The organism is Variovorax sp. Root473, from assembly GCF_001426505.1.
Lineage (GTDB): Bacteria > Pseudomonadota > Gammaproteobacteria > Burkholderiales > Burkholderiaceae_C > Variovorax.
Window position 1 is genome coordinate 551,960 of record NZ_LMEV01000001.1, and the last position, 26,327, is coordinate 578,286.

General features: G+C 68.9%; 25 protein-coding genes and 1 pseudogene. 5 read left to right on the forward strand and 21 right to left on the reverse strand.

The window, feature by feature from the left end:
- Positions 1 to 45 precede the first annotated feature (45 nt).
- Positions 46 to 528, forward strand: coding sequence for an ornithine carbamoyltransferase (locus ASD34_RS02625; RefSeq protein WP_235509943.1), 483 nt, complete (start codon positions 46 to 48; stop codon positions 526 to 528).
- Between the two features lie 18 nt (positions 529 to 546).
- Here the strand turns inward: ASD34_RS02625 and ASD34_RS02630 are convergent, their stop codons facing one another.
- From ASD34_RS02630 to ASD34_RS26935, 12 genes are all read right to left on the reverse strand, one after another.
- Positions 547 to 1,248, reverse strand: coding sequence for a sulfite exporter TauE/SafE family protein (locus ASD34_RS02630; protein WP_056572381.1), 702 nt, complete (start codon positions 1,246 to 1,248; stop codon positions 547 to 549).
- 4 nt (positions 1,249 to 1,252) lie between these two features.
- Positions 1,253 to 2,656, reverse strand: a complete 1,404-nt coding sequence (gene hemN / locus ASD34_RS02635; protein WP_056572383.1) for an oxygen-independent coproporphyrinogen III oxidase — start codon at positions 2,654 to 2,656, stop codon at positions 1,253 to 1,255.
- On the reverse strand, positions 2,653 to 2,895 hold the full coding sequence (locus ASD34_RS02640) for a hypothetical protein (RefSeq protein WP_056572384.1): 243 nt from the start codon (positions 2,893 to 2,895) through the stop codon (positions 2,653 to 2,655). Before ASD34_RS02640 ends, hemN begins: the two co-directional genes overlap by 4 nt.
- Positions 2,892 to 3,182 carry a FixH family protein gene (locus ASD34_RS02645; protein WP_056572387.1) on the reverse strand — a complete coding sequence of 97 codons (291 nt, stop codon included), beginning with the start codon at positions 3,180 to 3,182 and terminating at the stop codon, positions 2,892 to 2,894. The genes ASD34_RS02640 and ASD34_RS02645 overlap by 4 nt, the downstream gene beginning before the upstream one ends.
- A gap of 11 nt (positions 3,183 to 3,193) precedes the next feature.
- Positions 3,194 to 4,618, reverse strand: coding sequence for a cytochrome c oxidase accessory protein CcoG (gene ccoG, locus ASD34_RS02650; protein WP_056572388.1), 1,425 nt, complete (start codon positions 4,616 to 4,618; stop codon positions 3,194 to 3,196).
- Entirely contained in the window at positions 4,615 to 5,529 is a 915-nt protein-coding gene (gene ccoP / locus ASD34_RS02655; protein WP_056572390.1) for a cytochrome-c oxidase, cbb3-type subunit III, read from the reverse strand. Before ccoP ends, ccoG begins: the two co-directional genes overlap by 4 nt.
- Positions 5,530 to 5,542: 13 nt before the next feature.
- Complete coding sequence (locus ASD34_RS02660) at positions 5,543 to 5,683, reverse strand: CcoQ/FixQ family Cbb3-type cytochrome c oxidase assembly chaperone (RefSeq protein WP_056572392.1); 141 nt, start codon at positions 5,681 to 5,683, stop codon at positions 5,543 to 5,545.
- A gap of 23 nt (positions 5,684 to 5,706) precedes the next feature.
- Complete coding sequence (ccoO, locus tag ASD34_RS02665; RefSeq protein WP_056572394.1) at positions 5,707 to 6,351, reverse strand: cytochrome-c oxidase, cbb3-type subunit II; 645 nt, start codon at positions 6,349 to 6,351, stop codon at positions 5,707 to 5,709.
- A 26-nt stretch (positions 6,352 to 6,377) separates the two neighbouring features.
- Positions 6,378 to 7,820 carry a cytochrome-c oxidase, cbb3-type subunit I gene (gene ccoN, locus ASD34_RS02670; RefSeq protein WP_056572396.1) on the reverse strand — a complete coding sequence of 481 codons (1,443 nt, stop codon included), beginning with the start codon at positions 7,818 to 7,820 and terminating at the stop codon, positions 6,378 to 6,380.
- 75 nt (positions 7,821 to 7,895) lie between these two features.
- Positions 7,896 to 8,033 (reverse strand): cbb3-type cytochrome oxidase assembly protein CcoS, encoded by a 138-nt coding sequence (ccoS, locus tag ASD34_RS02675; protein WP_056572398.1) that lies wholly within the window; start codon positions 8,031 to 8,033, stop codon positions 7,896 to 7,898.
- Positions 8,033 to 10,363: a heavy metal translocating P-type ATPase gene (locus tag ASD34_RS02680; RefSeq protein ID WP_056572400.1), complete on the reverse strand. Its 2,331-nt coding sequence runs from the start codon at positions 10,361 to 10,363 to the stop codon at positions 8,033 to 8,035. Before ASD34_RS02680 ends, ccoS begins: the two co-directional genes overlap by 1 nt.
- Positions 10,364 to 10,590: 227 nt before the next feature.
- The gene (locus tag ASD34_RS26935) at positions 10,591 to 10,986 is read right to left on the reverse strand and encodes a hypothetical protein (RefSeq protein WP_082548464.1); all 396 of its coding nucleotides are present in this window, start codon (positions 10,984 to 10,986) and stop codon (positions 10,591 to 10,593) included.
- A gap of 113 nt (positions 10,987 to 11,099) precedes the next feature.
- On the opposite strand from ASD34_RS26935, the gene ASD34_RS02685 reads away from it, so the two are divergent.
- Positions 11,100 to 13,823 (forward strand): diguanylate cyclase domain-containing protein, encoded by a 2,724-nt coding sequence (locus ASD34_RS02685; protein WP_056572476.1) that lies wholly within the window; start codon positions 11,100 to 11,102, stop codon positions 13,821 to 13,823.
- Positions 13,824 to 13,872: 49 nt separating this feature from the next.
- Positions 13,873 to 15,771, forward strand: coding sequence for a GspE/PulE family protein (locus tag ASD34_RS02690; RefSeq protein ID WP_056572402.1), 1,899 nt, complete (start codon positions 13,873 to 13,875; stop codon positions 15,769 to 15,771).
- 16 nt (positions 15,772 to 15,787) lie between these two features.
- Here the strand turns inward: ASD34_RS02690 and ASD34_RS02695 are convergent, their stop codons facing one another.
- The 5 genes from ASD34_RS02695 to ASD34_RS02715 form a co-directional block, all read right to left on the reverse strand.
- Positions 15,788 to 16,477, reverse strand: coding sequence for an EAL domain-containing protein (locus tag ASD34_RS02695; protein ID WP_082548465.1), 690 nt, complete (start codon positions 16,475 to 16,477; stop codon positions 15,788 to 15,790).
- A gap of 265 nt (positions 16,478 to 16,742) precedes the next feature.
- On the reverse strand, positions 16,743 to 17,720 hold the full coding sequence (locus ASD34_RS02700) for an NAD(P)H-dependent flavin oxidoreductase (RefSeq protein WP_056572404.1): 978 nt from the start codon (positions 17,718 to 17,720) through the stop codon (positions 16,743 to 16,745).
- A 42-nt stretch (positions 17,721 to 17,762) separates the two neighbouring features.
- Positions 17,763 to 18,368, reverse strand: a complete 606-nt coding sequence (locus ASD34_RS02705) for a TetR/AcrR family transcriptional regulator (RefSeq protein ID WP_056572406.1) — start codon at positions 18,366 to 18,368, stop codon at positions 17,763 to 17,765.
- Positions 18,369 to 18,499: 131 nt separating this feature from the next.
- The gene (locus ASD34_RS02710) at positions 18,500 to 19,654 is read right to left on the reverse strand and encodes an aromatic ring-hydroxylating oxygenase subunit alpha (RefSeq protein WP_056572408.1); all 1,155 of its coding nucleotides are present in this window, start codon (positions 19,652 to 19,654) and stop codon (positions 18,500 to 18,502) included.
- An 85-nt stretch (positions 19,655 to 19,739) separates the two neighbouring features.
- Complete coding sequence (locus tag ASD34_RS02715) at positions 19,740 to 20,798, reverse strand: 3-keto-5-aminohexanoate cleavage protein (protein ID WP_056572410.1); 1,059 nt, start codon at positions 20,796 to 20,798, stop codon at positions 19,740 to 19,742.
- Between the two features lie 226 nt (positions 20,799 to 21,024).
- On the opposite strand from ASD34_RS02715, the gene ASD34_RS02720 reads away from it, so the two are divergent.
- A complete protein-coding gene (locus tag ASD34_RS02720; protein WP_235509944.1) occupies positions 21,025 to 22,011 on the forward strand; it encodes a Bug family tripartite tricarboxylate transporter substrate binding protein in 987 nt (328 codons plus the stop codon).
- Between the two features lie 29 nt (positions 22,012 to 22,040).
- Positions 22,041 to 23,081, forward strand: coding sequence for an AraC family transcriptional regulator (locus tag ASD34_RS02725; RefSeq protein ID WP_056572412.1), 1,041 nt, complete (start codon positions 22,041 to 22,043; stop codon positions 23,079 to 23,081).
- 94 nt (positions 23,082 to 23,175) lie between these two features.
- Here ASD34_RS02725 and ASD34_RS02730 read toward each other — a convergent pair.
- From ASD34_RS02730 to ASD34_RS02740, 4 genes and pseudogenes are all read right to left on the reverse strand, one after another.
- On the reverse strand, positions 23,176 to 23,899 hold a 724-nt coding region (locus ASD34_RS02730), incomplete at its 5' end, for a 3-keto-5-aminohexanoate cleavage protein (RefSeq protein ID WP_235509945.1).
- A 4-nt stretch (positions 23,900 to 23,903) separates the two neighbouring features.
- Positions 23,904 to 24,158, reverse strand: a pseudogene (locus ASD34_RS28035) (3-keto-5-aminohexanoate cleavage protein); the annotation flags it as partial.
- A 36-nt stretch (positions 24,159 to 24,194) separates the two neighbouring features.
- The gene (locus ASD34_RS02735) at positions 24,195 to 25,037 is read right to left on the reverse strand and encodes a TauD/TfdA dioxygenase family protein (protein WP_056572414.1); all 843 of its coding nucleotides are present in this window, start codon (positions 25,035 to 25,037) and stop codon (positions 24,195 to 24,197) included.
- A gap of 31 nt (positions 25,038 to 25,068) precedes the next feature.
- A complete protein-coding gene (locus ASD34_RS02740) occupies positions 25,069 to 26,040 on the reverse strand; it encodes a Bug family tripartite tricarboxylate transporter substrate binding protein (RefSeq protein ID WP_056572416.1) in 972 nt (323 codons plus the stop codon).
- Positions 26,041 to 26,327 lie beyond the last annotated feature (287 nt).

Below are 26,327 nucleotides of genomic sequence, written 5' to 3' on the forward strand. Positions count from 1 at the left end.
CGGCCCGGGTGGCTAGCCTCCGCGAGACACATGTCGAACCTTGCCATGCACCCTTCCACCGCTGCGCTTTCGCCCCAGAAAGTCGCCAGCCTGCTGGGCCGCGCCCGGCTGCTCCAGCGCGCCGCGCTCGACGGCGCCGCGCCGCCGCGGCTGCTGCGCGCCAAGAATCTCGGCCTGCTCAGCGAGACCGGCGACAGCGAAGCGCTGGCCCTGCTGCGCCAGGCCGCTGAGGAACTGGGCGCGCAGGTCGCGACGGTGCGCTCCAGCCTGTCGCGCGACACGCCGCTGCAGGAACTGCAGCACACCGCGCGCATGCTCGGACGGCTGTACGACGCCGTGGCCTGCGAGGGCATCGACGCCGCGCTGGTGCGGCAGATCGGCCAGCACGCAGGCATTCCAGTGCACGACGGCGCGGCGACCGACAGCCACCCCACGGCCGCGCTCGCTGAGCTGCTGGGCGAGCGCACGGCGCCGGCGGACAACCGGCGCTTCGTGCTGCAGGCGCTGCTGATCGAGAGCATCGGCTGAGGACAGCGCAGCAGCGCCTCAGCCGCACCAGTCCGCAATGCGATGGCTCAGGTCCATCCACAGCGCCTGCAGCGCCACCGCCGCCAGCAACACACCCGCCAGCCGCGCGCCCCAGGCTTGTCGCGCCCCGTTGTCGCCCCACCCGCGCAGGCGCTGCCACAGCCACGGCGCGGCGAGCAGCGACACGCTGCTGCCCAGTGCGAACAGCGCCATCGTCGAGGCGCCCTGCAGCGGGCCGTTGCCCAGCGCGGCCAGCATCAGCGCCGAATAGAGCAGGCCGCAGGGCATTGCCACCCAGAGCGCACCCGTGGCGAACACGCCCAGCAGCGAGCCGCCGGCCCTCGGGCGCAGGCGCGCTTCGAGCGCACGCCCGGCGCGCTGCGCCCACAGCGGCTGCCGGCCCGCAACCGCGAGCATCGCGCCCCAGGCGAGCACGAACACATGCAGCATCACCCACAGCGGCCGCCAGGCCGCGGCCTGCGCGCTGGCGGCACCCAGGCCGTGCAGGCTCGCGGCGGCGATGGCACCAGCCGCTGCATAGCTCACCATGCGGCCGAGGTGGAAGGCGAAAGGGGCAATGGCATGCGAAGCCTGCGATGGCCCACCCACCGGCACGATGCGGATCACCGCGGCCGACACCGCGCCGCACATCGCCACGCAGTGCGGGCCACCCGCGAGGCCCATCAGCAATGCAGCGCCGGCGAGTGCGGGTGAGTCCATCAGGTCAGACGACGCGCGAGAAGCGCGTGCGCGTCGCGGCGCAGTAGCGGTCGAACACCATCGCCACCGCGCGCACGAGGAACCAGCCCGCCTCGGTGACCTCGATGGCGCGCGGCGACAGGCGCACCAGCCCCTGCTCGGCCATCGGCGCCAGTGCGGCGCGCTCCGGCGCGAAGTAGTCGGCAAAGGCGATGCCGTGCGCCGCCTCGACGGCGTCGAAGTCCACGCGGCCCCGGCACATCAGCGCCATGATGACCTCGCGGCGCAGCACGTCGTCGTCCGACAGAGCCAGCCCCTTGACCACGGGCAGGTGGCCCTGGTCGAGCAGCGCGTAATAGTCTTCCAGCGTCTTCGCGTTCTGGCTGTAGGTGGCGCCCACGCGGCCGATGGCCGACACGCCGAGCGCCACGAGGTCGCCGTCGGGCTGCGTGCTGTAGCCCTGGAAGTCGCGGTGCAGCCGGCCTTCGCGCTTGGCCACGGCCAGCGGGTCGTCGGGCAGCGCGAAGTGGTCCATGCCGATGTAGACGTAGCCCGCTTCGGTGAGCGCGGCAATCGCGCGCCCCAGCATGCGCACGCGCATGGAGGCATCGGGCAGCTCGTCGGCCGCGATGCGCCGCTGCGGCTTGAAACGCTCCGGCAGGTGGGCGTAGGCATACAGCGCGATGCGGTCGGGCCGCAGGTCGCGGATCTGCGCGAGCGTGCGCTCGAACGAGGTGTCGTTCTGGCGCGGCAGGCCGTAGATCAGGTCGACGTTGATCGAGCGAAAGCCCAGCGCGCGCGCCGTGTCCATCAGCGCGAAGACCTGCGCCGCAGGCTGGATGCGGTGCACGGCCTGCTGCACGGCGGGGTCGAAGTCCTGCACACCGAAGCTCAGGCGGTTGAAGCCGAGCGCGGCCAGCGCCGCGAGGCGCTTTGCATCGACGGTGCGCGGGTCGATCTCGATCGACTGCTCACCGCCCGGCACGAAGGCGAACGCGCGGCGCAGCATCGCGACCAGCTCGCCCAGTTCCTCGTCGTCCAGGAAGGTCGGTGTGCCGCCGCCCAGGTGCAGCTGGCCGACAGGCGCACCGGGCCCGAGCTGCGCGACCTGCAGCGCCACTTCGCGCGCCAGGTACTCGAGGTACTGCCGCCCGCGCTCGCGGTGCTTCGTGACGACCTTGTTGCAGGCGCAGTAGTAGCACAGCGATTCGCAGAACGGGATGTGCACGTACAGCGAGAGCGGCTCGCTCGCCGTGTCCGCATCGCGCCGTTGGTGCAGCACCTGCGCGTAGTCACCGGCGCCAAAGCTGTCGGCAAAGCGGTCCGCCGTGGGGTACGAGGTGTAGCGAGGGCCGGGCACGTCGAAGCGGCGCAGCAGTTCGACGGGCAGCACGGAGGGCGTGGCGGGAATGGCAAGGGCGAGCGTCATTGCGCGGTCTCTTTCTCTGACGGCAGTGCCAGCAGCGTGGTGCACGCGCTCGAGGCCGCTGCCATCAGCCAGAACACGAAGAAGGACACGGTGTAGATGCCCTGGCGCGACAGGCGCAGTGCGTCGGCGCCGCAGTACGAGTGGATCGGGTCGATCAGCGCGAACACCAGCACCTCCATGCCGCAGGCGACGAGGAACGACGGCCACAGGATGCCGGCGATGCGGCGCACGGCGCTCACTGCGCACCCCGCTTGGGAGCCGGCACATCGCTTTCAGGCGTCGCCGCGTGGTTGCGTCCGGCCTGCGCCGGCATCAGTTTCTTGTCGGCGAGCGTGCGGTTGATCTCGATGCCTTCGCGGTAGTAGTCCTCGGACACCAGCACCTCAGGGGTGCGCAGCGCCAGCCAGACGGTCGCGATGCTCGCGAGCACCACGACGGCGGGCCCTGCGATCACCAGCCAGACCAGCGGGTAGCGCCACCAGGGGCCGGAGGTCGCGGGCGCGTTCATCGGCAGGGCGTTGTTCATGGGAAGACCTTTCAGCGCGGCACCAGGAAGACCGCTTTTTCGGAAACCTGCGCCGCACCATCCACCTGCCGGATGTCGAAGTGCACCGTGTGCGAACCGGCCGGCGCGGCGCCATAAGGCACCTGCAGCCGCACGGCCACCCAGCGCGCCTGCGCGGGCTCGACCTCGACGGCCTCGCCGGGCGACTCGCTCAGCCCGTCGATGCCGCGCGCGGCGATGCGGTAGTGCTGCGTGCGCTCGGTCGCGTTCATGATCTGCAGCCGGTAGACGTTCTCCAGCCGCCCGCCCTCGACGATGCGCGCCAGCGAGGCACGGTCGCGCACCACGTCCACCTTCAGCGGCGTGCGCACGACCAGGCTGGCGAGCAGGCCCGCCACCAGCAGCGCGAGCAACGCGGTGTAGATCAATACGCGCGGTCGCAGCACGCGGCGCCACAGCTGCCGGCGCGACCAGCCGGCTTCCATGCCGTTCTGCGTGTCGTAGCGGATGAGGCGCGGCGCGTAGCCCATCTTGTCCATCACGCTGTCGCAGGCGTCCACGCACAGGCCGCAGCCGATGCACTCGTACTGCAGGCCCTGGCGGATGTCGATGCCCGTGGGGCACACCTGCACGCACAGGCTGCAGTCGATGCAATCGCCCAGGGCGGCGCTGCGCGGGTCGACATTCTTGCGGCGCGGTGCGCGCGGCTCGCCGCGCTGCGGGTCATAGCTGACGATGAGCGTGTCGCGATCGAACATGGCGCTCTGGAAGCGCGCGTAGGGGCACATGTACTTGCACACCTGCTCGCGCATGAAGCCGGCGTTGCCGTAGGTGGCAAAGCCGTAGAAGAACACCCAGAACACTTCCCACGAGCCCATCTGCGTCTGCAGGAAGGCCATGCCCAGCTCGCGGATGGGCGTGAAGTAGCCCACGAAGGTGAAGCCGGTCCACAGCGCGATGCCGATCCAGACGATGTGCTTGAAGGCCTTCTTCACCAGCTTCTCGAGCGAGAACCCGCCGGCGTCGAGGCGGATGCGCGCGCTGCGATTGCCTTCGATGCGCTGTTCCACCCACAGGAACATCTCGGTGTAGACGGTCTGCGGGCAGGCGTAGCCGCACCACAGGCGCCCGGCCACGGCCGTGAAGAGAAAAAGGGAGAGCGCGCTGATCACCAGCAGGCCCGACAGGTAGATCAGGTCCTGCGGGTACAGCACCAGCCCGAAGATATAGAAACGCCGCGCGGCCAGGTCGAACAGCACCATCTGCCGCTCGCCCCATTCCACCCAGGGCATGCCGTAGAACACCAGCTGCGTGAGAAAGACCATGGCCCAGCGCCAGCGCGCGAACAGGCCCTGCACGCTGCGCGGGTAGATCTTCTTCGTCGCCTCGTACAGGCCGACCTCCGGCGCGGCGGCGGGCGGCGCGCTCGCGATCGGGATGACCGTCTTTCGCGTCATGGCGTCCCGGTCGCAGGGTTGGACATGCCCCACACGTACGAGGCCAGCAGCTTGATCTGCGCCTCGGTCAGGCGGCCTTCCTGCGCGGGCATGGCGCTGTGCTTGCCCTCGTTGACGATCTGCATGATGGCGGCCTCGCCGTAGCCGTGCAGCCAGATGCGGTCGTTCAGGCGCGGCGCGCCCAGCGCGGGGTTGCCCACGCCGCCGATGCCGTGGCAGGCCGCGCAGGCGGCGAACTTGGGCTTGCCCAGGCCCGCGCGCACCGAGTCGTGCGGCTCGCCCGACAGGCTCAGCACGTAGTTGGCGACGTTCTTCACGTCGTCGGGCGTGCCGACCATCGCGGCGGCCGGCGGCATGGTGCCGATGCGGCCCTTGGTGATCGACTCGACGATCTTGTCGGGCGTGCCGCCGTGCAGCCAGTCGGCGTCGGTGAGGTTGGGAAAGCCCTTGCTGCCGCGCGCGTCGGAGCCGTGGCACTGCGCGCAGTTGTTCATGAACAGGCGCTCGCCGATGGCGCGGGCCTGCGGGTCGCGCGCGGCTTCTTCGATCGGCATGGGCGCATAGCGTGCGTACACCGGTTCCAGCGCCTGCGTGGCCTTGGCCACGTCCTGCTGGTACTCGGCGCGCGAACTCCAGTCGTTCGTGCCGGCGAAGCTGCCCAGGCCCGGGAACACGGCCAGGTAGCCGAGCGAGAAGACGATGGTCAGCACGAACAGGCCCACCCACCACAGCGGCAGCGGGTTGTTGGCTTCGCGCAGGTCTTCGTCCCACACGTGGCCGGTGGTGTTGTCGGCATCCGAGGCCACGCGCTTGCGCGCCGTGAGCCACAAGAGCAGCACGCACCCCAGGATGCTCAGCAGCGAGGCCCCGGCCACGTAGCTGGACCAGAAGTGACTGATGAAATCGCTCATCGTGGGCTCCCCGTCAGTCTTGCTCGAAGGGCAGGCGTGCCGCTTCGGCGAAGCGCTGCGTGTTGCGGCGCGAAAACGCCCAGGCCACGATGCCGATGAAGACGACGAAGCAGGCGATGGTGGCGGCGATGCGCAGGGTGGTGATGTCGGTCATGGGGCGTTGCCTGTTCTTTCTTCTTACTTGAGCGCCAGGCCCAGCGACTGCAGGTAGGCCACGGTGGCGTCCATGTCGGTCTTGCCGGCCACCTCGTCGGCGGCCCTGGCGATCTCTTCGTCGGTGTAGGGCACGCCGACCTTGCGCAGCGCGCGCATGTGGGTGGCGATGCTGCCGCCGTCGACCAGCCCTTTCTCCAGCCACGGGTAGGCCGGCATGTTCGACTCGGGCACGAGGTCGCGCGGGTTGTTCAGGTGGATGCGGTGCCACTCGTCGCTGTACTTGCCGCCCACGCGGTGCAGGTCAGGACCGGTTCGCTTGCTGCCCCACTGGAAGGGGTGGTCGTACACGAACTCCCCAGCCACCGAATAGTGGCCGTAGCGCAGCGTCTCCGAGCGGAAGGGGCGGATCATCTGCGAGTGGCAGTTGTAGCAACCCTCGCGCAGGTACACGTCGCGGCCGGCCAGCTGCAGCGGCGTGAGCGGCTTCACACCCTCCACGGCCTCGGTGGTCGACTTCTGGAAGAACAGCGGCACGATCTCCACGAGGCCGCCGATGGCCACCACCAGCAGGATCAGCACGATCATCAGCAAGTTGTTGGTCTCGACCTTCTCGTGCGTGAAGCCGGTGGCGGCGGGCGCGGAATTCTTGTTGTCAGGTGCGTTCATCGTGCGTCCTCAAAGGCTTCGTGGCTTCAGGCGTGGGCGGCGGCAACGGCCGGGATTTCGGCGCGCACCGAGCGCCCGGTGATCACGGTCATCCAGACGTTCCAGGCCATGACCAGCATGCCGCCCAGGTAGAGCACGCCGCCGATCACGCGCACCAGGTAGTAGGGGAAGGTGGCCTTCACGCCCTCGACGAATGTGTAGGTCAGCGTGCCGTCGGTGTTGATCTCGCGCCACATGAGGCCCTGCATCACGCCGGCGATCCACATCGCGGCGATGTACAGCACGATGCCGATGGTGGCCATCCAGAAGTGCACGTCGATGGCCTTCACGCTGTACATGGCAAGGCGGCCGTACATGCGCGGGATCAGGTAGTACAGCGAGCCCATGGTGATGAAGCCCACCCAGCCCAGCGCGCCGGAATGCACGTGGCCCACGGTCCAGTCGGTGTAGTGGCTCAGCGCGTTGACGGTCTTGATCGACATCAGCGGGCCTTCGAAGGTCGACATGCCGTAGAACGACAGCGCGACGATCAGGAAGCGCAGGATCGGGTCGGTGCGCAGCTTGTGCCAGGCGCCCGAGAGCGTCATCACGCCGTTGATCATGCCGCCCCAGCTGGGCGCCAGCAGGATCAGCGAGAACACCATGCCCAGCGACTGCGTCCAGTCAGGCAGCGCGGTGTAGTGCAGGTGGTGCGGGCCGGCCCACATGTAGGTGAAGATCAGCGCCCAGAAGTGCACGATCGACAGCCGGTACGAGTACACCGGGCGCCCCGCCTGCTTGGGGATGTAGTAGTACATCATTCCCAGGAAGCCGGCCGTGAGGAAGAAGCCCACGGCGTTGTGGCCGTACCACCACTGCACCATTGCGTCCTGCACGCCGGCGTAGGCCGAGTAGCTCTTCATCCAGCCGGCCGGAATGGCCGCGCTGTTGACGATGTGCAGCAGCGCCACCGCGATGATGAAGGCGCCGTAGAACCAGTTGGCCACGTAGATGTGGCGCACCTTGCGCAGGCCGATGGTGCCGAAGAACACGATGGCGTAGGCCACCCAGACCACGGCGATCAGGATGTCGATGGGCCACTCGAGTTCCGCGTATTCCTTGCCGCTGGTGTAGCCCAGCGGCAGGCTGACGGCCGCGACAACGATCACCAGCTGCCAGCCCCAGAACACGAACGAGGCCAGCGCCGGCGCGAACAGCCGCACCTGGCAGGTGCGCTGCACGACGTGGAAGCTCGTGGCCATGAGCGCGCAGCCGCCGAAGGCGAAGATCACGGCGTTGGTGTGCAGCGGACGCAGGCGGCCGTAGCTGAGCCAGGGGATGCCGAGGTTGAGTTCGGGCCAGGTCAGCTGCGAGGCGATGATCACGCCGACCAGCATGCCGACCACCCCCCAGACCACCGACATGAGTGCGAACTGCCGCACGACGGTGTCGTCGTAGATGGCCGCTGGAGGGTGCGTGGTCTGCTGCATCGTGGTGCCCGTTGATGTGGTTGCCGGGCAGTGTCCTTTGGCTATTGCTGCCCAGGCTTGATGCAGATCAAGGTGTCAGTCGTTGTTCAAAATCCGGTCGCCTTCGACCTCGATGTCCTCGAACTGGCCGCGCTCGATGGCCCACCAGAGCCCGCCCAGAATGACGAGCACGAGCATCACCGACAACGGCACGAGCAGGAACAACACGTCCATCAGGCCACCGCCGCTTTCGCCGGCGCGGCAAGGCGCGCCGCGTTGAGCACCACGAGCAGCGAGCTCGCGGCCATGCCCAGCCCCGCGAGCCACGGCGGCAGCCAGCCGACCACGGCCAGCGGCACGCACACGGCGTTGTAGGCCGCGGCCCAGAACAGGTTCTGGCGCACCACGCGCAGCGTGCGGCGCGCCTGCGCCACGGCCGCGGGAATGGCCTGCAGCGCATCGCCGAGCACCACGAAGTCGGCACGCGCGCGCGACAGCGGCACGGCATGGCCGAAGGCGAACGAGGCGTTGGCGCGCGCCAGGCTCGGGCCGTCGTTGAGGCCGTCGCCGACCATCGCCACCTCGCGTCCGGCCGCCTGCAGCTGCCACAGCACCTCGAGCTTGTCTTCCGGTGCGCAGTCGCCCTGCACCGCCGCGATGCCGGCCTGCGCGCCGATGGCCCGCGCCGCGTTGTCGCGGTCGCCGGACAACAGGCGCACCGACAAGCCCTGCGCCTGCAGCGCCGCCACGGCCTGCGTGGCGTCGGGGCGCAGTTCTTCGGCGAGCACGAAGCTGGCGAGCCAGCCTTCGTTGTCGCTCAGGTGGATCTGCGCTGCGTCCACGTCGAGCGGCGGCACTTCGCAGAACGACGCGGAGCCCAGGCGCACGGGGCGCGCGCCGTGGTCGTCCACGGCATCGCGCCGGTGCAGCGAGGCCGCCACGCCCTGCCCCACCGTCTCGCGCAGCTGCGTTGCCGACCAGGCCGGTGGCGCGCGGAACTGCGCCTGCCAGGCGTTCACGAGCGCGCGCGCGGCCGGGTGCAGCGACAGCGCCGCGAGCGCCGCGCCGATCTCCAGCGCATCGCCGGGGCGCAGGCCCTGGCGACAGTACACGCGCTCCAGGCGCGGCGTGTCGCCCGTGAGCGTGCCGGTCTTGTCGAACACCACGGTGTCGACGCCGGCCAGCGCTTCGAGCGCCTGCAGGTTCGACGTGAGCACGCCGCCGCGCGCCAGGGCGCCCGCGCTCGCGAGCATCGCGGCCGGCGTGGCGAGCGACAGCGCGCAGGGGCAAGTGACGATCAGCACCGCCACGGCAACCATCAGCGCCTGGCCGGGATCGACCGACCACCACAGCGCGCCCGCGCCGAACGCGCAGGCCAGCACGGCGATGAGAAAAGGCCGCGCAATGCGGTCGGCGAGCCGGGCCAGCCGTGGCTTGTCGAGCGCGGCGTTTTCCATGAGCCGCACGATGTGCGCGAAGCGCGTGCCCTCGCCCACCGACGCGATGCGCACCTGCACCACGGCCGAGAGGTTGTGGCTGCCCGCGAGCACGCGGTCGCCGCAGGGGCGCGGCACGGGGCGCGACTCCCCGGTGAGCAACGCCTCGTCCGCGGTGGTGTCGCCGTCGATCACCGTGCCGTCGGCCGGAAAGGCCTCGCCGGGGCGCACGCGCACCACGTCGCCCGCGCCGAGCCGGCGCACCGCCACGCGCGTCCACCCGCCGTCGGGCCCGAGGCGCTCCACGCTGTCGGGCAGCCGGTGCGTCAGCGCCTCGAGCGCGCCGGCCGTGCGGTCGCGCAGCCGTGCCTCGAGCCAGCGGCCGGTGAGCAGGAAGAAGACGAACATCGTCAGCGAGTCGAAGTAGACCTCGTGCCCCAGCGGCCCCGCGGGGTCGAAGGTGGCGGCCGTGCTCACCACGAAGGTGATGACCACGCCGAAGGTCACCGGCAAGTCCATGCCGATGCGCCCGGTGCGCAGGTCGCGCCAGGCGCTTCGAAAGAACGGCCCGCACGAGAACAGCACCACGGGCAGGCTGAGCACCCACGAGGCCCAGCGCAGCAGCTGGGCCGCATCGGCCGTCATGTCGCCGGGGCGCGCGACGTAGGCCGGGTAGGCGTACATCATCACCTGCATCATGCAAAAGCCCGCGACCAGCCAGCGCCACAGCGCGGTGCGCAGTTCGCGCGTGCGCGTCTCGCGCGCGCTGCGGCTGCCGGCGGGCAACAAGGGGTAGCCCACGCGCGCGCTGGCCTCGAACCAGCGCGAAGGCCGCGTGGCCGCAGCGGACCACACGACGCGCGCGCGCCGGCTCACGGCATTCACCTGCACTTCGGCCACGCCGGGCACCTGCGCCAGCGCGGCCTCGACGGTGAAGGCGCAGCCCGCGCAGTGCATGCCTTCGACCGCCACCTGCGACTCCCAGCGGCCCGAGCCTGCCTCCAGCGGGCGGCCGAACGCGGCCCACTCGGCGGGGTCGTCGAGCAGTTGCCAGGCGTCCGCGCGGGCATCGCCGCTGGCGGACGATGGCAGGGACGGAAACGGCGCGAGCGCGGCGGTAGCTTGCATCGGGGCAGGCTAAGCGCCTTGCCGATGCAAGCACTTGATCTGCATCAAGGTTCGTCGCGGCGGCCGGGGCCGTGCAGGACCTTCAGTCAGCCCCTCAGGCGGGCGTCTTCGCGAGTTCCACCGGCGGCGTGCCGGCCTTGGACATGCCGGCCAGCTGCTGGCGCAGTCCGGGCGAGTCGGTGTGGCCGCGCACGGCCACGGCATGCTGGACGGCGGCATCGAGCAGTTCACCCTCGGGGTCGGCACAGAGCGCGACACTGCAACTCGGGGCAGGCCTGCGCCATCAGCAGCGTCGAGGCCGCGTCGCCGGGCCGGAAGAAGCGCTCGGTGCCTTGGAACAGCGCCGCGTCGTGCTCGTGCCAGCCGATGCCCAGGCGCCCACGCGCGCGAGTTCGACATGAAGGGCGGCGAGTTGCGGCCCTGGACCGCCTGCCCGACGGCACCGCCTGCGTGTGCGGCGCGGGCAGGACGGCGCGATGGTGCTCATCGCGCCGGCACGCGCGCCCGCGGCCGCCCGGTCGGAACCGCCGCCGCGCGTCGAGTAATACGATGGGCTTCTGCCGCGCGGCTGCGCGACAGTCCGGCACGTACAGCCCTTCGAGGCGCACCGAATTGGCGCGCATTTCGCGCACTTTCTGACACACTACAGGCGCAGCGCGCGAATGAAATGGTGTGAGCCGTGCCCCCACGGCGCCCGGTGGTCCCGCCGCTTCGCCGCGCTGCCCGCACGACGCCCATGAAAATTTTCGCGACCGGGAAACCCCGCATCAGCCTGAACACACGCGTCAGCGCTGGCGTCGCGGCCATTGTGCTGGCCACCACATTCCTCATCGCCACGCTGGCGCTGCACCTGGTCAAGGACCGCATGCAGGCCTCGATCGCCAACGAGGAGTTCGCGCGGCTGTCGGCCATCGCGAACGCGGTGGACCAGAAGTTCGCCAGCCGGCGCGTGCTGCTGAAGACGCTGGCCGAGAGCATGGCCTCGCACGGCTTCACGAGCGCCGCGCCGCTGCAGGCCTTTCTCATGCAGTACCCGTCGCTGCGCGCGGCGTTCGACAACGTGGCGATCTTTGATGCCACCGGCTACCTGGTCGCCAACATGAACGGGCCGGAGCAGTTGGGCAAGCTCAACGTGAAGGACCGCGCCTACTTCAAGGACACGGTGGCCTCGCGCGCGGGCCTGATCTCGCAGCCCTACCAGAACCGGCTCAGCGGTCTGGCGCAGGTCGCCATCACGGAGCCGGTGCGCAACAGCGCGGGCGAGATGCTGTTCGTGCTCTCGGGCTCCATCAACCTGAAGGACCGCAACATCCTGGGCGAGCTGGCCGACGTGCGCTTCGGCCAGACCGGCTACGTGTTCATCACCACCAGCGACGGCATCGTGATCGACCATCCGCTGGCCGACCGCGTGCTCAAGCAGGCCAACGTGGCAATGGCCGACGACGCCCCCGATCTCGACCGCGCGCTTGCAGGCTTCGAAGGCACCATCGAAGGCATCAACCATGCGGGCGTGCCCGGCCTGTACGCGTTCAAGCGCATTCGCCAGACCGACTGGATCATGGGCTCGATGTACCCGCGCCACGAGGCCTTTGCGCGCATCGACGCCATCGAGCGCACGGCCTGGGGCGGTGCCATCGTGCTGGCGCTGCTGGCTGGCGCGCTGGCGCTGGCCGTGGCACGGCGGCTGATGAAGCCGCTCACGGAACTGCACCGGCACATGCTCGACACGCACGCCTCACCGGCCCGCGTCGCGGTGGCACGCACCTACCCGGACGACGAGATCGGCGACCTGTCTCGCACCTTCGACCGGCTCATGCAACAGCGCCAGGCCAGCGAGAAATTCCTGCGCGACATCACCGACAACCTGCCGGCCATGGTCTCGCACGCCGACGCGCAGGGCCGCTACACCTTCGTGAACGCGCGGCTGTGCGAGGAACTGGGCTACAGCCCCGAGGAACTGGTGGGCCAGCCCGTGCAGAGCATGAGCGGGCTGCACGACGACCCGACGCTCGAGAACAGCCTGCGGCGCGTGCTGTCCGGCGAGGCCGTGTCCTTCGAGCGCCGCGGCGCCGCGCACCGCGACGAGGAAGAGCACTTCTTCCAGACCGACTTCATTCCCGACCTCGACCCGCAGGGGCTGGTGCGCGGCTACTACGCGATGACCTTCGACATCACGCAGCGCAAGCGCATCGAGCTCGAACTCGCGCACAGCGAGGCGCAGATCCGCACCATTGCCGACAACATTCCCGCACTGGTCTCGCACGTCGATGCCGGGCTGTACTACACCTTCGTCAATGCGAAGGTACGGGCGCTGCACCCCGGCAATCCGCTGGTCGGCCGGTGGATGCCGGGCATCCGCGGCGAGGCCGACTTCGCGGTGGTCAAGCCCTGCATGGAACGCGCACTGGCGGGCGAGACGGTGATCATCGAGAAGGCCGGCGACCCGGCGCTGGGCATCGGCGATCGCACCTTCAAGGCCCACTACATCCCCGACCAGGACGTGGAGGGCACCGTGCACGGCGTGTTCGCGATGACCTTCGACATCACCGACGAAGTGGCCATCCGCCGTGCCCTCACGCAACAGGAAAAGCGCCTGCGCGACGTGACCGACAACATCCCCGCGCTGGTGGGCTACTTCGACCGCGACGAGAACTGCCTGTACGGCAACAGCCGCGCGCGGCAAATGGCCGGCCTGGGCGAACGCCAGCCCCTGGACGGCGTGACGATGCGCTCGGCCCTGGGCGAGGCCATGTATGCGCAGCACCTGCCCCACCTGCCGACGGTGTTCGCCGGCAAGCCGACGCACTACCCGGTGCAGGCGCCGATCCACGACCGCGAGGGGCACTTCCAGGCCAACCTTGTTCCCGACAAGGACCTGAACGGCCAGGTGGTGGGCTTCTATCTCATGGCCTTCAACGTCACGGCGCTGAAGGAGGCCGAGCGCAAGCTCATCGAGCTGGCGCGCATGGACGTGCTGACGGGCCTGCCGAACCGGCTGGCCTTCAACGAACAGCTGCCCGCGGCCATGTCGCGCGCGCGCCGCGCGGACGGCGGCATGGCGCTGATGTTTCTGGACATCGATCACTTCAAGACGATCAACGACACGCTCGGCCATGCCGTCGGCGACGACGTGCTGGCCGAGTACGCGCGCCGCCTGCGCGCCAGCGTGCGCGAGACCGACACCGTGGTGCGCCTGGCGGGCGACGAGTTCGTGGTGGTGCTCGAGAACGTGCGCTCGCAAGAGGCGGTGGCGGGCGTGGCGCATAAGATCCTCGCGCAAATCGAGACGCCGGCATTCCATGTGGCGGGCCGCCCGCTTGATGTCACGACCAGCATCGGCATCGTGTTCGTCGAGACGGTGGATGCCAGCGTCGGCGCCGGCGAATTGCTCGCGCGCGCAGACACGGCGCTCTACGATGCGAAATCGCAGGGCCGCAATCGTTTCGCGTTTTTCCACTAGCGTCGGCACCTCTCGCCACGCGCCCTAAACAACACCAGGAGATCGATCCATGGCAGCCACCGAAGTCGTCATGCCCGAACAGCTCGTGCAGGAGCTCGAACTGCAAAGCCGCATGCCGATTGCGCGCATCGGCCAGGCGCTGATGTCACTGGGCATGGTCACGCAGGCGCAACTGGACGCGGCGCTCCAGCAGCAACAACGCGAGCCCATCGTGCCGCTGGGCGAGACGCTGGTGCGCATGGGCGTCGTGAGCCGCGGCCAGCTGCAGACTGCGCTGGTACGCAAGATGGGCTACCCGCTCGTGAACCTGCATGTGTTTCCGGCCGCGGCCGACGCGCTGCGCAAGGTCGGCCACGAGGCCGCGCGGCGCCTGCAGGTGATGCCGCTCATGCTGCACGGCGGGCGCCTGGTGCTCGCGCTCGACGACCCGACCAATCGGCATGCGGTGATCGACGAGGTCGAGTTCATCGCACAGATGAAGGTGATTCCCGTGCTGGGCCAGTGCCTCGACCTCGACGGCGTGCTGCACAAGGCCTACGAGAAGCTCGGCCAGGTGGCGCCCGACCGCCCGGTGGTCGACATGAGCGACCCGTCGCGCCCGCTCGAGTTCGACATGGCGGGCACCAGCACGCTCCTGAAGACACTCGAGAAGGAAGAATCGGCCGCCGCGCCCGCCGCCGGCGAGCCGCCGGTCGAGCAATCGGACAACTCGCTCGTGCGCATGATCAACAGCATGATCCTGGAGGCCCACCGCGAGGGCGCGTCCGACATCCACATCGAGAGCGACCCGGGGCAGGAAAAGACGCGCATCCGCTTTCGCCGCGACGGCCGGCTCTACACCTACCTGGAACTGCCGCCGAGCTATCGCAGCGCGGTGGTGGCGCGCGTGAAGATCATGTGCGACCTGGACATCAGCGAAAAACGCAAGCCGCAGGACGGCAAGATCAACTTCTCCAAGTACTCGCCGCAGCACCGCATCGAACTGCGCGTGGCCACCATCCCCACCAACAACGGCCTGGAAGACGTGGTGATGCGCATCCTGGCCTCGGCCAAGCCCATCGCGCTCGATGCCCTGGGCCTGTCGCAGCGCAACCTGGCCCAGCTGTCGCAGGCGGTCGACCGACCCTACGGCATGGTGCTGTGCGTGGGCCCGACGGGCTCGGGCAAGACCACCACGCTGCACTCGGCGCTCATGCGCATCAACACGCCCGAGCGCAAGATCTGGACCGCCGAAGACCCGATCGAGATCACGCAACCCGGCCTGCGCCAGGTGCAGGTGAACCCGCGCATCGACTGGACCTTTGCCAAGGCGCTGCGCGCCTTCGTGCGCGCCGATCCCGACGTGATCATGGTCGGTGAGATCCGCGACGCCGAGACTGCGAAGACCGCCATCGAGGCCTCGCTCACCGGTCACCTCGTGCTGTCCACGCTGCACACCAACAGCGCCCCCGAAACCGTGACGCGCCTGCTCGACATGGGCATGGATCCGTTCAACTTCGCCGACTCCCTGCTGGCCGTGCTGGCGCAGCGGCTGGTGCGTTGCCTGTGCCCGCAGTGCGTGCAAAGCCGACCCGCCAGCCCCGAAGCCGTCGAAGAACTGCTGGCCGACTACATGCACGCCTTCGGCGCGCAGGACACGCCGGCCGCGCGCGACGCCGTGCGCGCCGAGTGGCTGCAGCGCCACGGGCGCGACGGCCAGCTGCAAACCTACACCAGCACCGGCTGCAAGCACTGCAACGACACCGGCTTCAAGGGACGCGTGGGCATCCACGAACTCATGGTCATGTCGAAGGGCTTGCGCCGGCTGGTGCAGGGCGGCGTCCGCGCCGAGGAACTGCAGGATGCGGCGCTGCGCGAAGGCATGCGCACGCTGCGCCAGGACGGCATCGAGAAAGTGCTGGCGGGCCGCACCACGCTCGAAGAAGTGCGCGCGACCAGCAACGTCTAGAGAAAGTGGCAGGGGCTCAGGCGCCGGCGTCCCACGCCACCGCCGGCAGCGCGGCAATCGCCGGCCGTGCGAACAGGTAGCCCTGGAACAGGTCCACACCGAGGGTGCGCAGCGCACGCACCTCTTCGGTCGCCTCGACGCCTTCGGCGATCACGCGGATGCGCAGCTCGTCGCAGGTGGCGACAAAGCCCCGCACGATGGTGCGCCGCACCGGGTCGGCGTGGATGCCGCGGATCAGGCTCAGGTCGATCTTCACCACGTCAGGCTGGAACGCGGCAAGCAGCTCGAAGCCCGCGTAGGCCGAGCCGAAGTCGTCGATCGCCGAGGTGAAGCCATGGCGCTTGAAACTGTTGAAGGTGGCGGCCAGGCCGGACAGATCGTCGACGCGCTCGCCCTCGGTGATCTCGAACATCAGCCGGCGCACCGGAAACTTGCAGCGCCTGGCCGCGGCCATGGCAGTGCGAAAGCACCGGGTCTGCCCTGCGACATCGTTGGGCATGACGTTGAGGCTGAGGCGGGACTTCATGCCCAGGCTGGAGGCGATCTCGATGGCCTTCACGCGGCAGGCCTCGTGAAACGCGAAGCGGTCGGCCGGTGCAACGCGCTCAAGCACTTCGGCAGCGCCTTCGCCCGACAGGCCGCGCACCAGCGCTTCGTGCGCATAGATCTCGCGGCGGCCCAGGTCCACGATGGGCTGGAACGCCATCGTGAACCCCGAGGCGAGGCCCGCTATAGCGGCATCAGCATGCATTTCGGTGATCACGGTTCGTGGACTTCGCAGGCAAGGTCGCAATGGCGTCGGAGGGCGCCTCCCAAAGCGTAAATGTAATCGCTTCGACCCTTCGCCTGTCGGCGTTTTGCCGGCGCAAAAGCGGCAGCGCCCAGCCGAGGCAGCACGCGCGCAGCGCCGGACGGCCGCGGGCCTGTGCGCCACGGCCTCCAGCCAGGGACGGGTGCGTCCCGAAGAAAACTCAGCCCTTCAGCATGCCCGCCAGGCGCTTGGCGATGAGGTCGTCCGCCTGCGCCATGATCCGGTCGATGAGCTCGGCGCAGCTGGGCACGTCGTGGATCAGGCCGGCCACCATGCCGCAGCTCCAGGCGCCGGCGTCCATTTCGCCCTCGGTCATCACCTTCGGGTAGATGCCGGCGACCTGGTCCATGATGTCGTCGATCTTCAGCGCGTCCCCCTTCTGGCGCTCGATCTCGATGAGGCGCTCGACGCCCGCGTTGTTGATCACGCGCTCGGTGTTGCGCAGCGACCGCATGATCAGGCGCGTGTCGAGTTCCGAGGCGTTGACGATGGCCTGCTTCACGTTGGCGTGCACCGGCGCTTCCTTGGTGGCGATGAAGCGCGTGCCCATGTTCATGCCTTCGGCGCCCAGCGCCAGCGCGGCCACGAGGCTGCGGCCGTCGGCCATGCCGCCCGAGGCGACGAACGGGATCTTCAGTTCTTCGGCCGCGCGCGGCAGCAGGATCATGTTGGGCACGTCGTCCTCGCCGGGGTGGCCGCCGCACTCGAAGCCGTCGACGCTCACCGCGTCGCAGCCGATGCGCTCGGCCTTGAGGGCATGGCGCACCGAGGTGCACTTGTGGATCACCTTGATGCCCGCGGCCTTCAGCGCCGGCATGTAGGCCTCGGGGCTGCGGCCGGCGGTTTCCACGGCCTTGATGCCGCCTTCGACGATGGCCGCGATGTACTCGGGGTACGGCGGCGAGGCAAAGGTCGGCAGGAAGGTGAGGTTCACGCCGAAGGGCTTGTCGGTCATCTCGTGGCAGCGCGCGATCTCGCGGGCCAGCAGCTCGGGCGTCTTCTGCGTGAGGCCCGTGATGATGCCCAGGCCCCCGGCGTTGGAGACGGCCGCGGCCAGCTCGGCAAAGCCGACATAGTGCATGCCGCCCTGGATGATCGGGTGGCGGATGCCGAAGAGTTCGGTGATGCGGGTTTTCAAGGGAACGTCCTTTGGTCGAGGGTTGCTGGGGAGAAAGAAGAATCAGGGCGGCGAGATGACGCGCAGCACATCGCGCGCCATCGCCTTCATCCAGGCCGGGTCGCTCTTCAGCGCGGGCTCGGCAAAGGTCTTGGCGAACGTGGGCCGCGCCATCTTTGCGTAGTTCAGCGTGCCGAAGATGAGCGTGAGCACCACCACGGCCGACAGGTCGTCGCGCACGAGACCGGCCTTCTGCGCCGCGGCCACCAGGGACAGGCTGGCTTGCAGGAAGCCTTCGAGCGGCCGGGCCTGCGCATGCTGGATGCGCTCGGCGTTGTCGAGCAGTTCGCGCGTGACGAGCTTGAAGCCCGTGGGCCGCGCGTGCATCCACTCGATCTGCAGCGCGACAAAAGCCTGCAGCCGCGCGGGCAGGTCGGGTGCCGCTTCGACGCGCCTGCAGATGCGCGCCGTCAGGTCCTCGGCCTGCTTCTCGAGCACGGCGCGATACAGCACCTCCTTGCTCGCAAAGTGATGCAGCAGCCCCGGGTTGCCGACCTCGCAGTCGCGCGCAATCGCCGACAGCGATGCACCCTGGAAGCCGTGATCGGCAAAGTGCTGCTCGGCGCGCGCGAGGATCGTTTCTTTCCGGGAAGGAGCAAGGGTAGCCATCGGAGGGTTCTGGAGAGCGTCACGCAGAAGAGCGCATGCCGCGAAGACGCGACCGGCGATCAGAGGCGATGCGCGCCATTCTTTCTTGTGTCTTGGGGTCTGGTTGTTGCACGCGCGACACCCTCGCGCCGTCAGCGTGCGGCCGGCATCGCCGCCACCTGGTGCGCCAGCTGCGCATGGAAGCGCGGCGCGCTGTACTCGAAGGTGCCGAAGTTGAGCGCGTCGTTCGCGCCCGATGCGAGCCCGGCCTGAATCGACTCGGCCAGCGCGTAGTCTTCCGCGAGCGTGCGCCGGTACAGCGCCACGTTCGCGTCCCAGTGCGCGGTTGCCTTCTCCGAGGCCGGCGCCTCGGGAATCAGCGTGAGCTCGTGCACGCGCGTGCGCGTGGCGCCCAGCGGCTCCAGCATGCTGAGCTGCGCGTGGTCGGGCTGCACCAGGATCGTCGTGTTGGGAAAGAAGAAATAGGTCAGGTTGCCGTAGCGGCGCGGATCGAAGCCGGCGGCGTCGGGCCGGTGTTCCTGGAACTTCGACTTGAGCAGGTACAGGCGCCGGTTCAGGTCGAACTCGTCGACGATCTGCAGGTTGTGCAGGAACATGGGGGCGATGGTCTCGCGGTGCGCCACCTTGAAGTGGTAGGCCTCGAAGGAACCGTCGACCAGCAGCTTCCAGTTGGCCGCGACCTCGTACGTGCGCGGCGCATAGGCCACGGGCGCGCGCAGCCCGGCCAGCGACTCGAGGTTGTCCATGAGTGCGCCCAGGTTCGCGCCGGGGTCGCTGTCCGCCTGCGACGGCTCGCACACGACCCAGACCACGCCCGCGCGCTCGACCGTGGCCAGCCGGCGCAGGCCCGACTCGTCCTGCTTCAGGCAGGGAAAGCCGAAGGACTCGGGCACGCCGCGCAAGGCGCCGTCGGGCTTGTAGGTCCATGCGTGGTACGGGCAGACGAAGGCGCGCGCCTCGCTGCCGCTGCCCTCGGGCACCACGCGCGCGCCGCGGTGGCGGCACACGTTGAGAAACGCCTGCACCTGCCCGCTCTCCTGGCGCACCAGCAGCAGCGGCACGTCGGTGTGCGTGAGCGACAGCCACGCGCCGGGCGACGCGAGCGAGGCGCTGGCAGCCACCGGCTGCGGATGCCGCAGCAGCAGACGCCGCTCGTCGCGCGCGATGGCCTCGTCGGTGTACTGGCTGACCGGCACGCGCTCGCCCTCCCCCTGCGCGTCGGCGCGCCCCGCCTGCAGTGCCGTGGTGGCTCGGCGATGGAGTTCGGCTGCGAAGTTCTCGCTCATCGGGGGCTTTCTGGTCGATGCGATACCAACCCAGTCTACCGACTGACCAGTCGGTACGTCAATCGCCCCCGGTGTCCCCGATGCGTCAGGCCGGCTTGCGCAGGAAGCCTTGCTGGGCGCCGTTGCGGTTGGGCGCGAAGCCGTTGGCCTGCAGCGTCTCTTCGGTGGTCTCGTAGAACACGCCGATCTTCATGATCTCGCGCGCCTGCTGCGCGGTGGCGATGGGGCGGCCGAACTCGGTCGCGATGCGCACCAGCTGCCTGATCTGCTCGACCGAGCTCATCTTGCCGGTGCGGGTCTGGTTCCACAGCACGTCCTCGATGCCGCAGCGCACGTGCAGGCCCAGGGCGATGCCGATCATGTTCACGGGCAGCACGTTGAGCACCGAGCTCTCCACGGTGACCACCGCGCCGTCGGGTGCGGCGCGCAGGAAGTTGGCCAGGTTGTAGATGTTCGCCTGGTCCATGCCGCCGCTGATGGCCACCCAGTTCATCACCAGCGGGCCCTTGTAGACGCCGCGGCGGATCATGCGTTCGATGGTCTCGAAGCTGTTGATGTTGTAGCACTGGAACTCGCTCTGGATGCCCGCGGCCGTGAGGCGGCGGATGTGCTCTTCCACCCAGCTGGGGTTCGAGGGCACGATCATGTCCCGGTAGGTCGAATACAGCCGCGGGTCGCCGCGCGACAGGCCCTTGAAGTCGTCCAGCCCCGCGTGCTCGGTCACGTTCATCTGCGTGGTGTTGACAGTCACGGTGACCTGGTCGGGCCGGGGCGTGAGTTCGGCCAGCATGTGGCGCGTGTCGTCGCTGAGCCACTTGGCGGCGGCACCGTCGTCCTCGGGCGCGAAGCTGATCGAGCCGCCCACCTGGATGATCATCTCGGGCACGCGGGCGCGCACGCCGGCGATCAGCTCGTTGAACATCGACAGGCGCTTGCTGCCCTTGCCGTTGGCCTCGCGCACATGCAGGTGCAGCACCGTGGCGCCGGCTTCGTAGCAGTCGACCGCCTTCTGGATCTGCTCTTCCATCGTGACCGGAATGTCTTCCGGGAAGTCGGCGGGAATCCAGCCCGGCGCATAGGGTGCGGCCGTGATGATCAGGGGCTGCTGGTTCTCGGGATACAGGTGGCCGTCGAGGAAGTTCATGAGGGTTGTCTCCGGTGGGAAGGTGGTTCTGACATCAAAAGTGTGTGGCGCAGTGGAGAAAACTGCTTGCTCATGAGGGGCGCGGTCTTGTCTTTTTGGGGCGTTGAAAGGGCCTGTGTTCCGCTGTCGCGATTCGGTAAGTGATCGACGCGTGGTGCCAAGCGTTGGCAGCGATGGCGCCGCAGAATCCGCCCGCCTTTGTCTCTTCAACCCGAGGACGAACTTCATGTACCTGCATCTGCTGCGAGCCTCCCTTCTCTTCCTGGTCGCGCTGTGCGGCGGCATGGGCGCGGCGTCGGCCCGGTCGTGGCCCGACAAGCCCATCCGCCTGATCGTTCCCGCGCCGCCGGGCGGCATCTCCGACGCGGCGGCGCGGCTGCTCGCCGAACAACTGCGCACGAACCTCGGCCAGACCGTGCTGGTGGACAACAGGCCGGGCGGCTCCGCCGTGATCGCCGAGCGCGCGCTGATGGCCGCGCCGGCCGACGGCTACACGCTGATGGTCGGACCGTCGAGCGTGCTGTCCGACATTCCGCTCACGGTGAAGACGCCCTTCGACCCGCTCAAGACCTTCACCTACGTCGGCGAGGTGACGGGCATGGTTCATGTGCTGGTGGCCAACGCCGGCTTCCCGGCGAACACGGTGAACGACCTGCTGGCGCATGCCAAGGCGCACCCGCGCTCGGTCAGCGTGGCCAACCTGAGCACGGGCACGCGCTCCAACCTGCTGGGCGAGATGCTGCGCGCGCGCAGCGGCAACGACATCCTCGTGGTGCCGTACAAGGGCTCGGCGCCGGCGCTGGTCGACCTCATGGGCAACCAGGTGCAGCTCACCTTCGAGGTGGTGAGCAACGTCACCTCGCTGATCCGCAGCGGCAAGATCAAGGCGCTGGCCGTGGCCTCATCGAAGCGCTCGCGCTTCCTGCCCGACGTGCCCACCTTCGGCGAGCTGGGCCTGCCCGACTTCGTGATGCCCGACGCCAGCGTGGGCGTGTTCGTGCTCAGCAGCATGCCGCCGGCGCTGCAGGAGAAAATCCGCGCCGAGGTGGCCCGGGCCGTGCAGGCGCCGAAGTTCCGCGAGGCGCTGCTCGCGCAGAATTACGATCCGCCGCGCGAGGCGACGCTGGTGCAGCTGCGCCAGACGCTGGACGCCACGACCGCCCACAATCGGGCCATCATCGAGAAACTGCAACTCAAGATCAGCCCCGAGTGAGCACGGGGCCTCTGCCAAAGAAGCCCCCCATGAAGCACCTCGGTCGACTGATGCGCAGCGCGAGCCTCAGCGGCTACGTGGAGCTGGTGCAGTCGCTCGGCCGCGACCCGCATGCCTTCATGCGCACCGTGGGGCTGAAGGCGCAGCTGCTCGAGCACCCCGAGACGCTGATCCCCGGCGACGCCGTGCGCGAGCTGCTCGAGATCACCGCGCGCGCCACGCGCACCGAAGATTTCGCGCTGCGGCTGGCGGCGCAGCGCAAGCTGTCGGCGCTCGGCCCCATCAGCGTCGTGCTCAAGGAAGAGCCCACGCCGCGCGACGCGCTCGACACGCTGGGCCGCTACCTGAAGCTGGTGAACGCCTCGCTGAGCTTTCGCCTCGAGGACACGGGCGACATGGTCATCATCCAGGAAGACCTGCTGCCCAGCCCCGGACTGCCGATGCGCCAGTCGATGGAGCTGGCCGTGGGCATCATGTTCCGCATCCTCGGCGAGCTCATCGATCCGCAGTGGCGCCCGCAGCAGGTGTGCTTCACGCACCGCCCGCCGGCGGACATGGCGGCGCACCGCGCCTTCTTCGGGCGCCACGTCAAGTTCAACCAGGATTTCAATGGTCTCGTGTGCCTGGCGGCCGACCTGCGCAAGCCGCGCGAATCGGGCGACCAGGGCGCGGCGCGATTTGCGCGCGAGTACCTCGATGCGGCGCTGAAAGACCGCGGCGAGAGCACGCGCGAAGCCTGCCGCGAACTCATCCTCGCGCTGATGCCCGGTGGCGGTTGCACCGCTCAGGAAGTGGCGCGGCACCTGCGCGTGGACCGCCGCACGCTGCACCGCCGGCTCGAGGCCGAAGGCCTGACCTTCAGCCGCCTGCTCGACGACGTGCGCTCCGACCTCGTGAAGCGCCACCTGCGCGACAGCGACCTGCCACTGAGCGAGGTGGCCGAGCTGCTGGGCTTTTCAGGGCCGAGCAGTTTCAGTCACTGGTTTCGCCATCAGTTCGGCTGCAGCGCTTCGCAGTGGAGCAAGCAGACGGCCGGCGCAGTGGCTCAGGGCGCGGTGCGCGCGCTCTGAAGCAGGTCTTCGTGGCGCAGGGCATGCGCGATGCCCTCCAGCAGGCGCCAGGCGGCGCGCGTGAAACGCCTCGTCATCGCCATCGTCCTTCTTCTCAGGCCGCCTTGCGCAGAAAGCCCTGGTTGCCCCCGTTGCGGTTCGGTGCGAAGCCGTTGGCCGCGAGCGATTCTTCGGCCGTCTCGTAGAACACGCCGATCTTCGAGATCTCGCGCGCCTGCTTGGCGGTGGCGATGGGGCGGCCAAACTGGCGCGAGATGGCTACCAGCTGCTCGATCTGCGCCACCGTGCCGATCTTGGCGGTGCGCGTCTGGTTCCACAGCACGTCCTCGGTGCCGCAGCGCACGTGCAGGCCCATGGCGATGCCCATCATGTTCACGGGCAGCACGTTGCGCACCGAGCTTTCCACCGTGAGCACGGCGCCGTCGGGCACGGCGCGCACGAAGTTGGCCAGGTTGTAGATGTTCGGCGCGTCCATGCCGCCGCTGATCGCCACCCAGTTCATCACCAGCGGACCCTTGTAGACACCGCGGCGCATGAGCCGCTCGACCGACTCGAAGCTGTTGATGTTGTAGCACTGGAAGGCGCTCTGGATGCCGGCCTTCGTGAGGCGGCGGATGTGCTCCTCGACCCAGCCCGGCTGCGCCGGCACCGTCATCTCCTTGTAGGCCTCGAAGATGGCCGGGATCTCGCGCGAGGTGCCCTTGAAGTCCGCCAGCTCGGCGTGCTCCGTGACGTTCATCTGCGAGGTGTTGACCGTCACCGTCACCTGGTCGGGCGTGGGCTCCAGCTCGGCCAGCATGTGGCGCGTGTCGTCGCTGNNNNATTGCGCACGCCGGCGATCAGCTCGTTGAACTTGGACAGCCGCTTGCTGCCCTTGCCGTCGAGTTCGCGCACGTGCAGGTGCAGCACGGTGGCGCCGGCGTTGTAGCAATCGACCGCCTTCTGGATCTGCGCTTCCATCGTGACCGGGATCTCGCCCGGGAAGTCGGAAGGAAGCCAGCCCGGGGCATAGGGCGCGGCGGTGATGATCAGCGGCTGCTGGTTTTCGGGAAAAAGATGGCCGTCGAGGAAGTTCATGGCGTGCGTCTGTCAGGTTGCGATGGGGGGCGATGTTCAGTACGGCACGTCACCGACGATGCCGGCGCGTTCCATCTTTCGGGGTGCGGGCCAGTAGTCGTTCAGCGCATAGTGCTGCGTGCTGCGGTTGTCCCAGACGACCACGTCGCCCGGCTGCCACGACCAGCGCACCTGGTACTCGGGAATGGTCGCGCGGCTGAGCAGGTAGTTCAGCAGCAGCGCCGCACCCGGTGTCTTGTCGATGCCGTGGCGCACGTTCTCGGGGGTGCTGTAGTTCACGAAGTGCGTGGTGAAGCTGCCCACGTAGAGCACCTTCTCGCCGGTCTCGGGGTGCGTGCGCACCACGGGGTGTTCCACGGGCGGATGGTCCTGGCCCAGCTTGAGGCGCGCTTCCATCGGCATCACGGCGCCGAAGGAATGCTCGATGCTGGCCTTGGCGCGCAGCTTGCCGATCTTCTGCTTGATCTCGTCGGGCAGCTCATCGTGCGCCTGCACCATGTTCACCCAGAGGGTATCGCCGCCGACCTCGGGGCATTCGATGCAGCGCAGCACCGCGCCCATCGCGGGGCTCTGGCGCCACAGGCCGTCGCAGTGGTAGGTGTTCTCGTAGCTGTGCTTGTTGTCGCTGCGGTAGATGCGCACGAGCCCCGGATGCTCGGGGTCGCTGCCGACCACGGGGTGGTCTTCCAGTTCGCCGAAGCAGCGTGCGAAGGCGACGTGCTCGGCGCGCTCGATGTCCTGGCCGCGGAAGAAAAGCACCTTGTGCTTGAGCAGCGCGGCGCGGATCGACGCAAAGCACTCGGGGTCGCGCGAGGCCTCGCCCAGGTGGACGTCCGAGATTTCGGCGCCGATGGACGGCGTGAGGGGTCTGATCTTCATGAGAGGTCTCCGATGGAATGGCGCGTGCCGCTCAGTTCGCCTGGATGCGGTACTTCTTGACGATGGCCGCATTGCGCTCGGACAGCGCCCGGGTCTCGGCGATGAGCGCGGGCGTGTCGACGCTGAGCTCGGGCTCCAGGCCCACGTCGAGCAGCTTCTGCTGCACGGCGGGCGCCTGGCCGGCCTTCTCGATCGCGGCGTGGAGCTTTGCCATCACGTCGGCCGGCAGCTTGGCCGAGCCGATGAAGCCGACCCAGCCGCGAAACTGCAGGTCGGGGTAGCCGAGTTCAGTGGTGGTGGGCAGATCGGGCAGGAAGCGCGAGCGGGTCTTGCCGGTGAAGGCATAGGGGCGCAGCTTGCCGGCCTTGATGAGCGGCATCGAGGTGAGCATGCCGTCGAACATCAGGTCGACCTGGCCGCCCAGCAGGTCCTGCAGCGCGGGCGGCGAGCCGGGATAGCCGATGTGCTGCAGGTCGAGCCCCGCGCGGTCGCTGAGGATGAGGCCCGCGTACTGCGACACGGTACCGGGGCTGTAGCTGGCGAAGCTGGCCTTGCCCTTGCGCGTCTTCAGTTCGGCGACGAGGCCCTGGAAGTCCTTGGCCGGGAAGTTCGCGGCCGTGACGAGCACCACGCCCGAGCGCGCCACCGAGCCGATGGGCACCACGTCCTTCAGCGGATCGAAGGGCATCTTCACGACCTGCGGCGTCTCGGCCAGCACGTTGCTCGCGGCCATCACGAGGGTGTTGCCGTCGGCCGGCGCCTGCAGCATGGCCTGCAGGCCGATGGAGCCGCCCGCGCCGGGGCGGTTCTCGACGATCACGGGGCGGCCGATGTCCAGCGCCATCTGTTGCCCGACGACCCGGGCGACGATGTCCATCGTGCCGCCCGGCGGCGCGGGAACGATGAGCTTGACGGGCTTGTCGCCCAGCGCCCAGGCCCCGAGGGCCATCGAGCATCCGGCCAGCGCCACGGCGGCGGTGCGAACAAAGTGCAGCAGTTTCATGGGGTGTCTCCGGTTCTTGTGCCACGCAGGCCTCGGTGGGCCGATGCCGCCAGTATCCGGCGCACCCCGCCCGCATTTCTTGCTTTACTGGGGCATCGATTTGCCAATTTGGGACATCGCCGCAGCCACGCTTCCCGCCGTGGCGGTGCGCCGCAAGAATCCGTTCCATCCCGCATTCAGACCCCAGGAGACGCACCATGAACCAGGCCATCCGCTTCCACGCAACCGGCAGCGCCGACGTGCTCAAGCTCGAACACGTCGAGGTCGGTGAACCCGGCCCAGGCCAG

What these genes read in the sequence shown, in the direction of transcription:
- ASD34_RS02680 (WP_056572400.1), bottom strand. Translation starts at nt 10,363, where the DNA reads ATGCAAGCTACCGCCGCGCTCGCGCCGTTTCCGTCCCTGCCATCGTCC.
- ASD34_RS02740 (WP_056572416.1), bottom strand. Translation starts at nt 26,040, where the DNA reads ATGAAACTGCTGCACTTTGTTCGCACCGCCGCCGTGGCGCTGGCCGGA.
- ASD34_RS02705 (WP_056572406.1), bottom strand. Translation starts at nt 18,368, where the DNA reads ATGGCTACCCTTGCTCCTTCCCGGAAAGAAACGATCCTCGCGCGCGCC.
- ccoN (WP_056572396.1), bottom strand. Translation starts at nt 7,820, where the DNA reads ATGCAGCAGACCACGCACCCTCCAGCGGCCATCTACGACGACACCGTC.
- ccoG (WP_056572388.1), bottom strand. Translation starts at nt 4,618, where the DNA reads ATGACGCGAAAGACGGTCATCCCGATCGCGAGCGCGCCGCCCGCCGCC.
- ccoS (WP_056572398.1), bottom strand. Translation starts at nt 8,033, where the DNA reads ATGGACGTGTTGTTCCTGCTCGTGCCGTTGTCGGTGATGCTCGTGCTC.
- ASD34_RS26935 (WP_082548464.1), bottom strand. Translation starts at nt 10,986, where the DNA reads ATGCGCGCCAATTCGGTGCGCCTCGAAGGGCTGTACGTGCCGGACTGT.
- ASD34_RS02625 (WP_235509943.1), top strand. Translation starts at nt 46, where the DNA reads ATGCACCCTTCCACCGCTGCGCTTTCGCCCCAGAAAGTCGCCAGCCTG.
- ccoP (WP_056572390.1), bottom strand. Translation starts at nt 5,529, where the DNA reads ATGAGCGATTTCATCAGTCACTTCTGGTCCAGCTACGTGGCCGGGGCC.
- ASD34_RS02690 (WP_056572402.1), top strand. Translation starts at nt 13,873, where the DNA reads ATGGCAGCCACCGAAGTCGTCATGCCCGAACAGCTCGTGCAGGAGCTC.
- ASD34_RS02645 (WP_056572387.1), bottom strand. Translation starts at nt 3,182, where the DNA reads ATGAACAACGCCCTGCCGATGAACGCGCCCGCGACCTCCGGCCCCTGG.
- hemN (WP_056572383.1), bottom strand. Translation starts at nt 2,656, where the DNA reads ATGACGCTCGCCCTTGCCATTCCCGCCACGCCCTCCGTGCTGCCCGTC.
- ASD34_RS02715 (WP_056572410.1), bottom strand. Translation starts at nt 20,798, where the DNA reads ATGAACTTCCTCGACGGCCACCTGTATCCCGAGAACCAGCAGCCCCTG.
- ASD34_RS02735 (WP_056572414.1), bottom strand. Translation starts at nt 25,037, where the DNA reads ATGAAGATCAGACCCCTCACGCCGTCCATCGGCGCCGAAATCTCGGAC.
- ASD34_RS02685 (WP_056572476.1), top strand. Translation starts at nt 11,100, where the DNA reads ATGAAAATTTTCGCGACCGGGAAACCCCGCATCAGCCTGAACACACGC.
- ccoO (WP_056572394.1), bottom strand. Translation starts at nt 6,351, where the DNA reads ATGAACGCACCTGACAACAAGAATTCCGCGCCCGCCGCCACCGGCTTC.
- ASD34_RS02710 (WP_056572408.1), bottom strand. Translation starts at nt 19,654, where the DNA reads ATGAGCGAGAACTTCGCAGCCGAACTCCATCGCCGAGCCACCACGGCA.
- ASD34_RS02695 (WP_082548465.1), bottom strand. Translation starts at nt 16,477, where the DNA reads ATGGCGTTCCAGCCCATCGTGGACCTGGGCCGCCGCGAGATCTATGCG.
- ASD34_RS02630 (WP_056572381.1), bottom strand. Translation starts at nt 1,248, where the DNA reads ATGGACTCACCCGCACTCGCCGGCGCTGCATTGCTGATGGGCCTCGCG.
- ASD34_RS02725 (WP_056572412.1), top strand. Translation starts at nt 22,041, where the DNA reads ATGAAGCACCTCGGTCGACTGATGCGCAGCGCGAGCCTCAGCGGCTAC.
- ASD34_RS02660 (WP_056572392.1), bottom strand. Translation starts at nt 5,683, where the DNA reads ATGACCGACATCACCACCCTGCGCATCGCCGCCACCATCGCCTGCTTC.
- ASD34_RS02720 (WP_235509944.1), top strand. Translation starts at nt 21,025, where the DNA reads ATGTACCTGCATCTGCTGCGAGCCTCCCTTCTCTTCCTGGTCGCGCTG.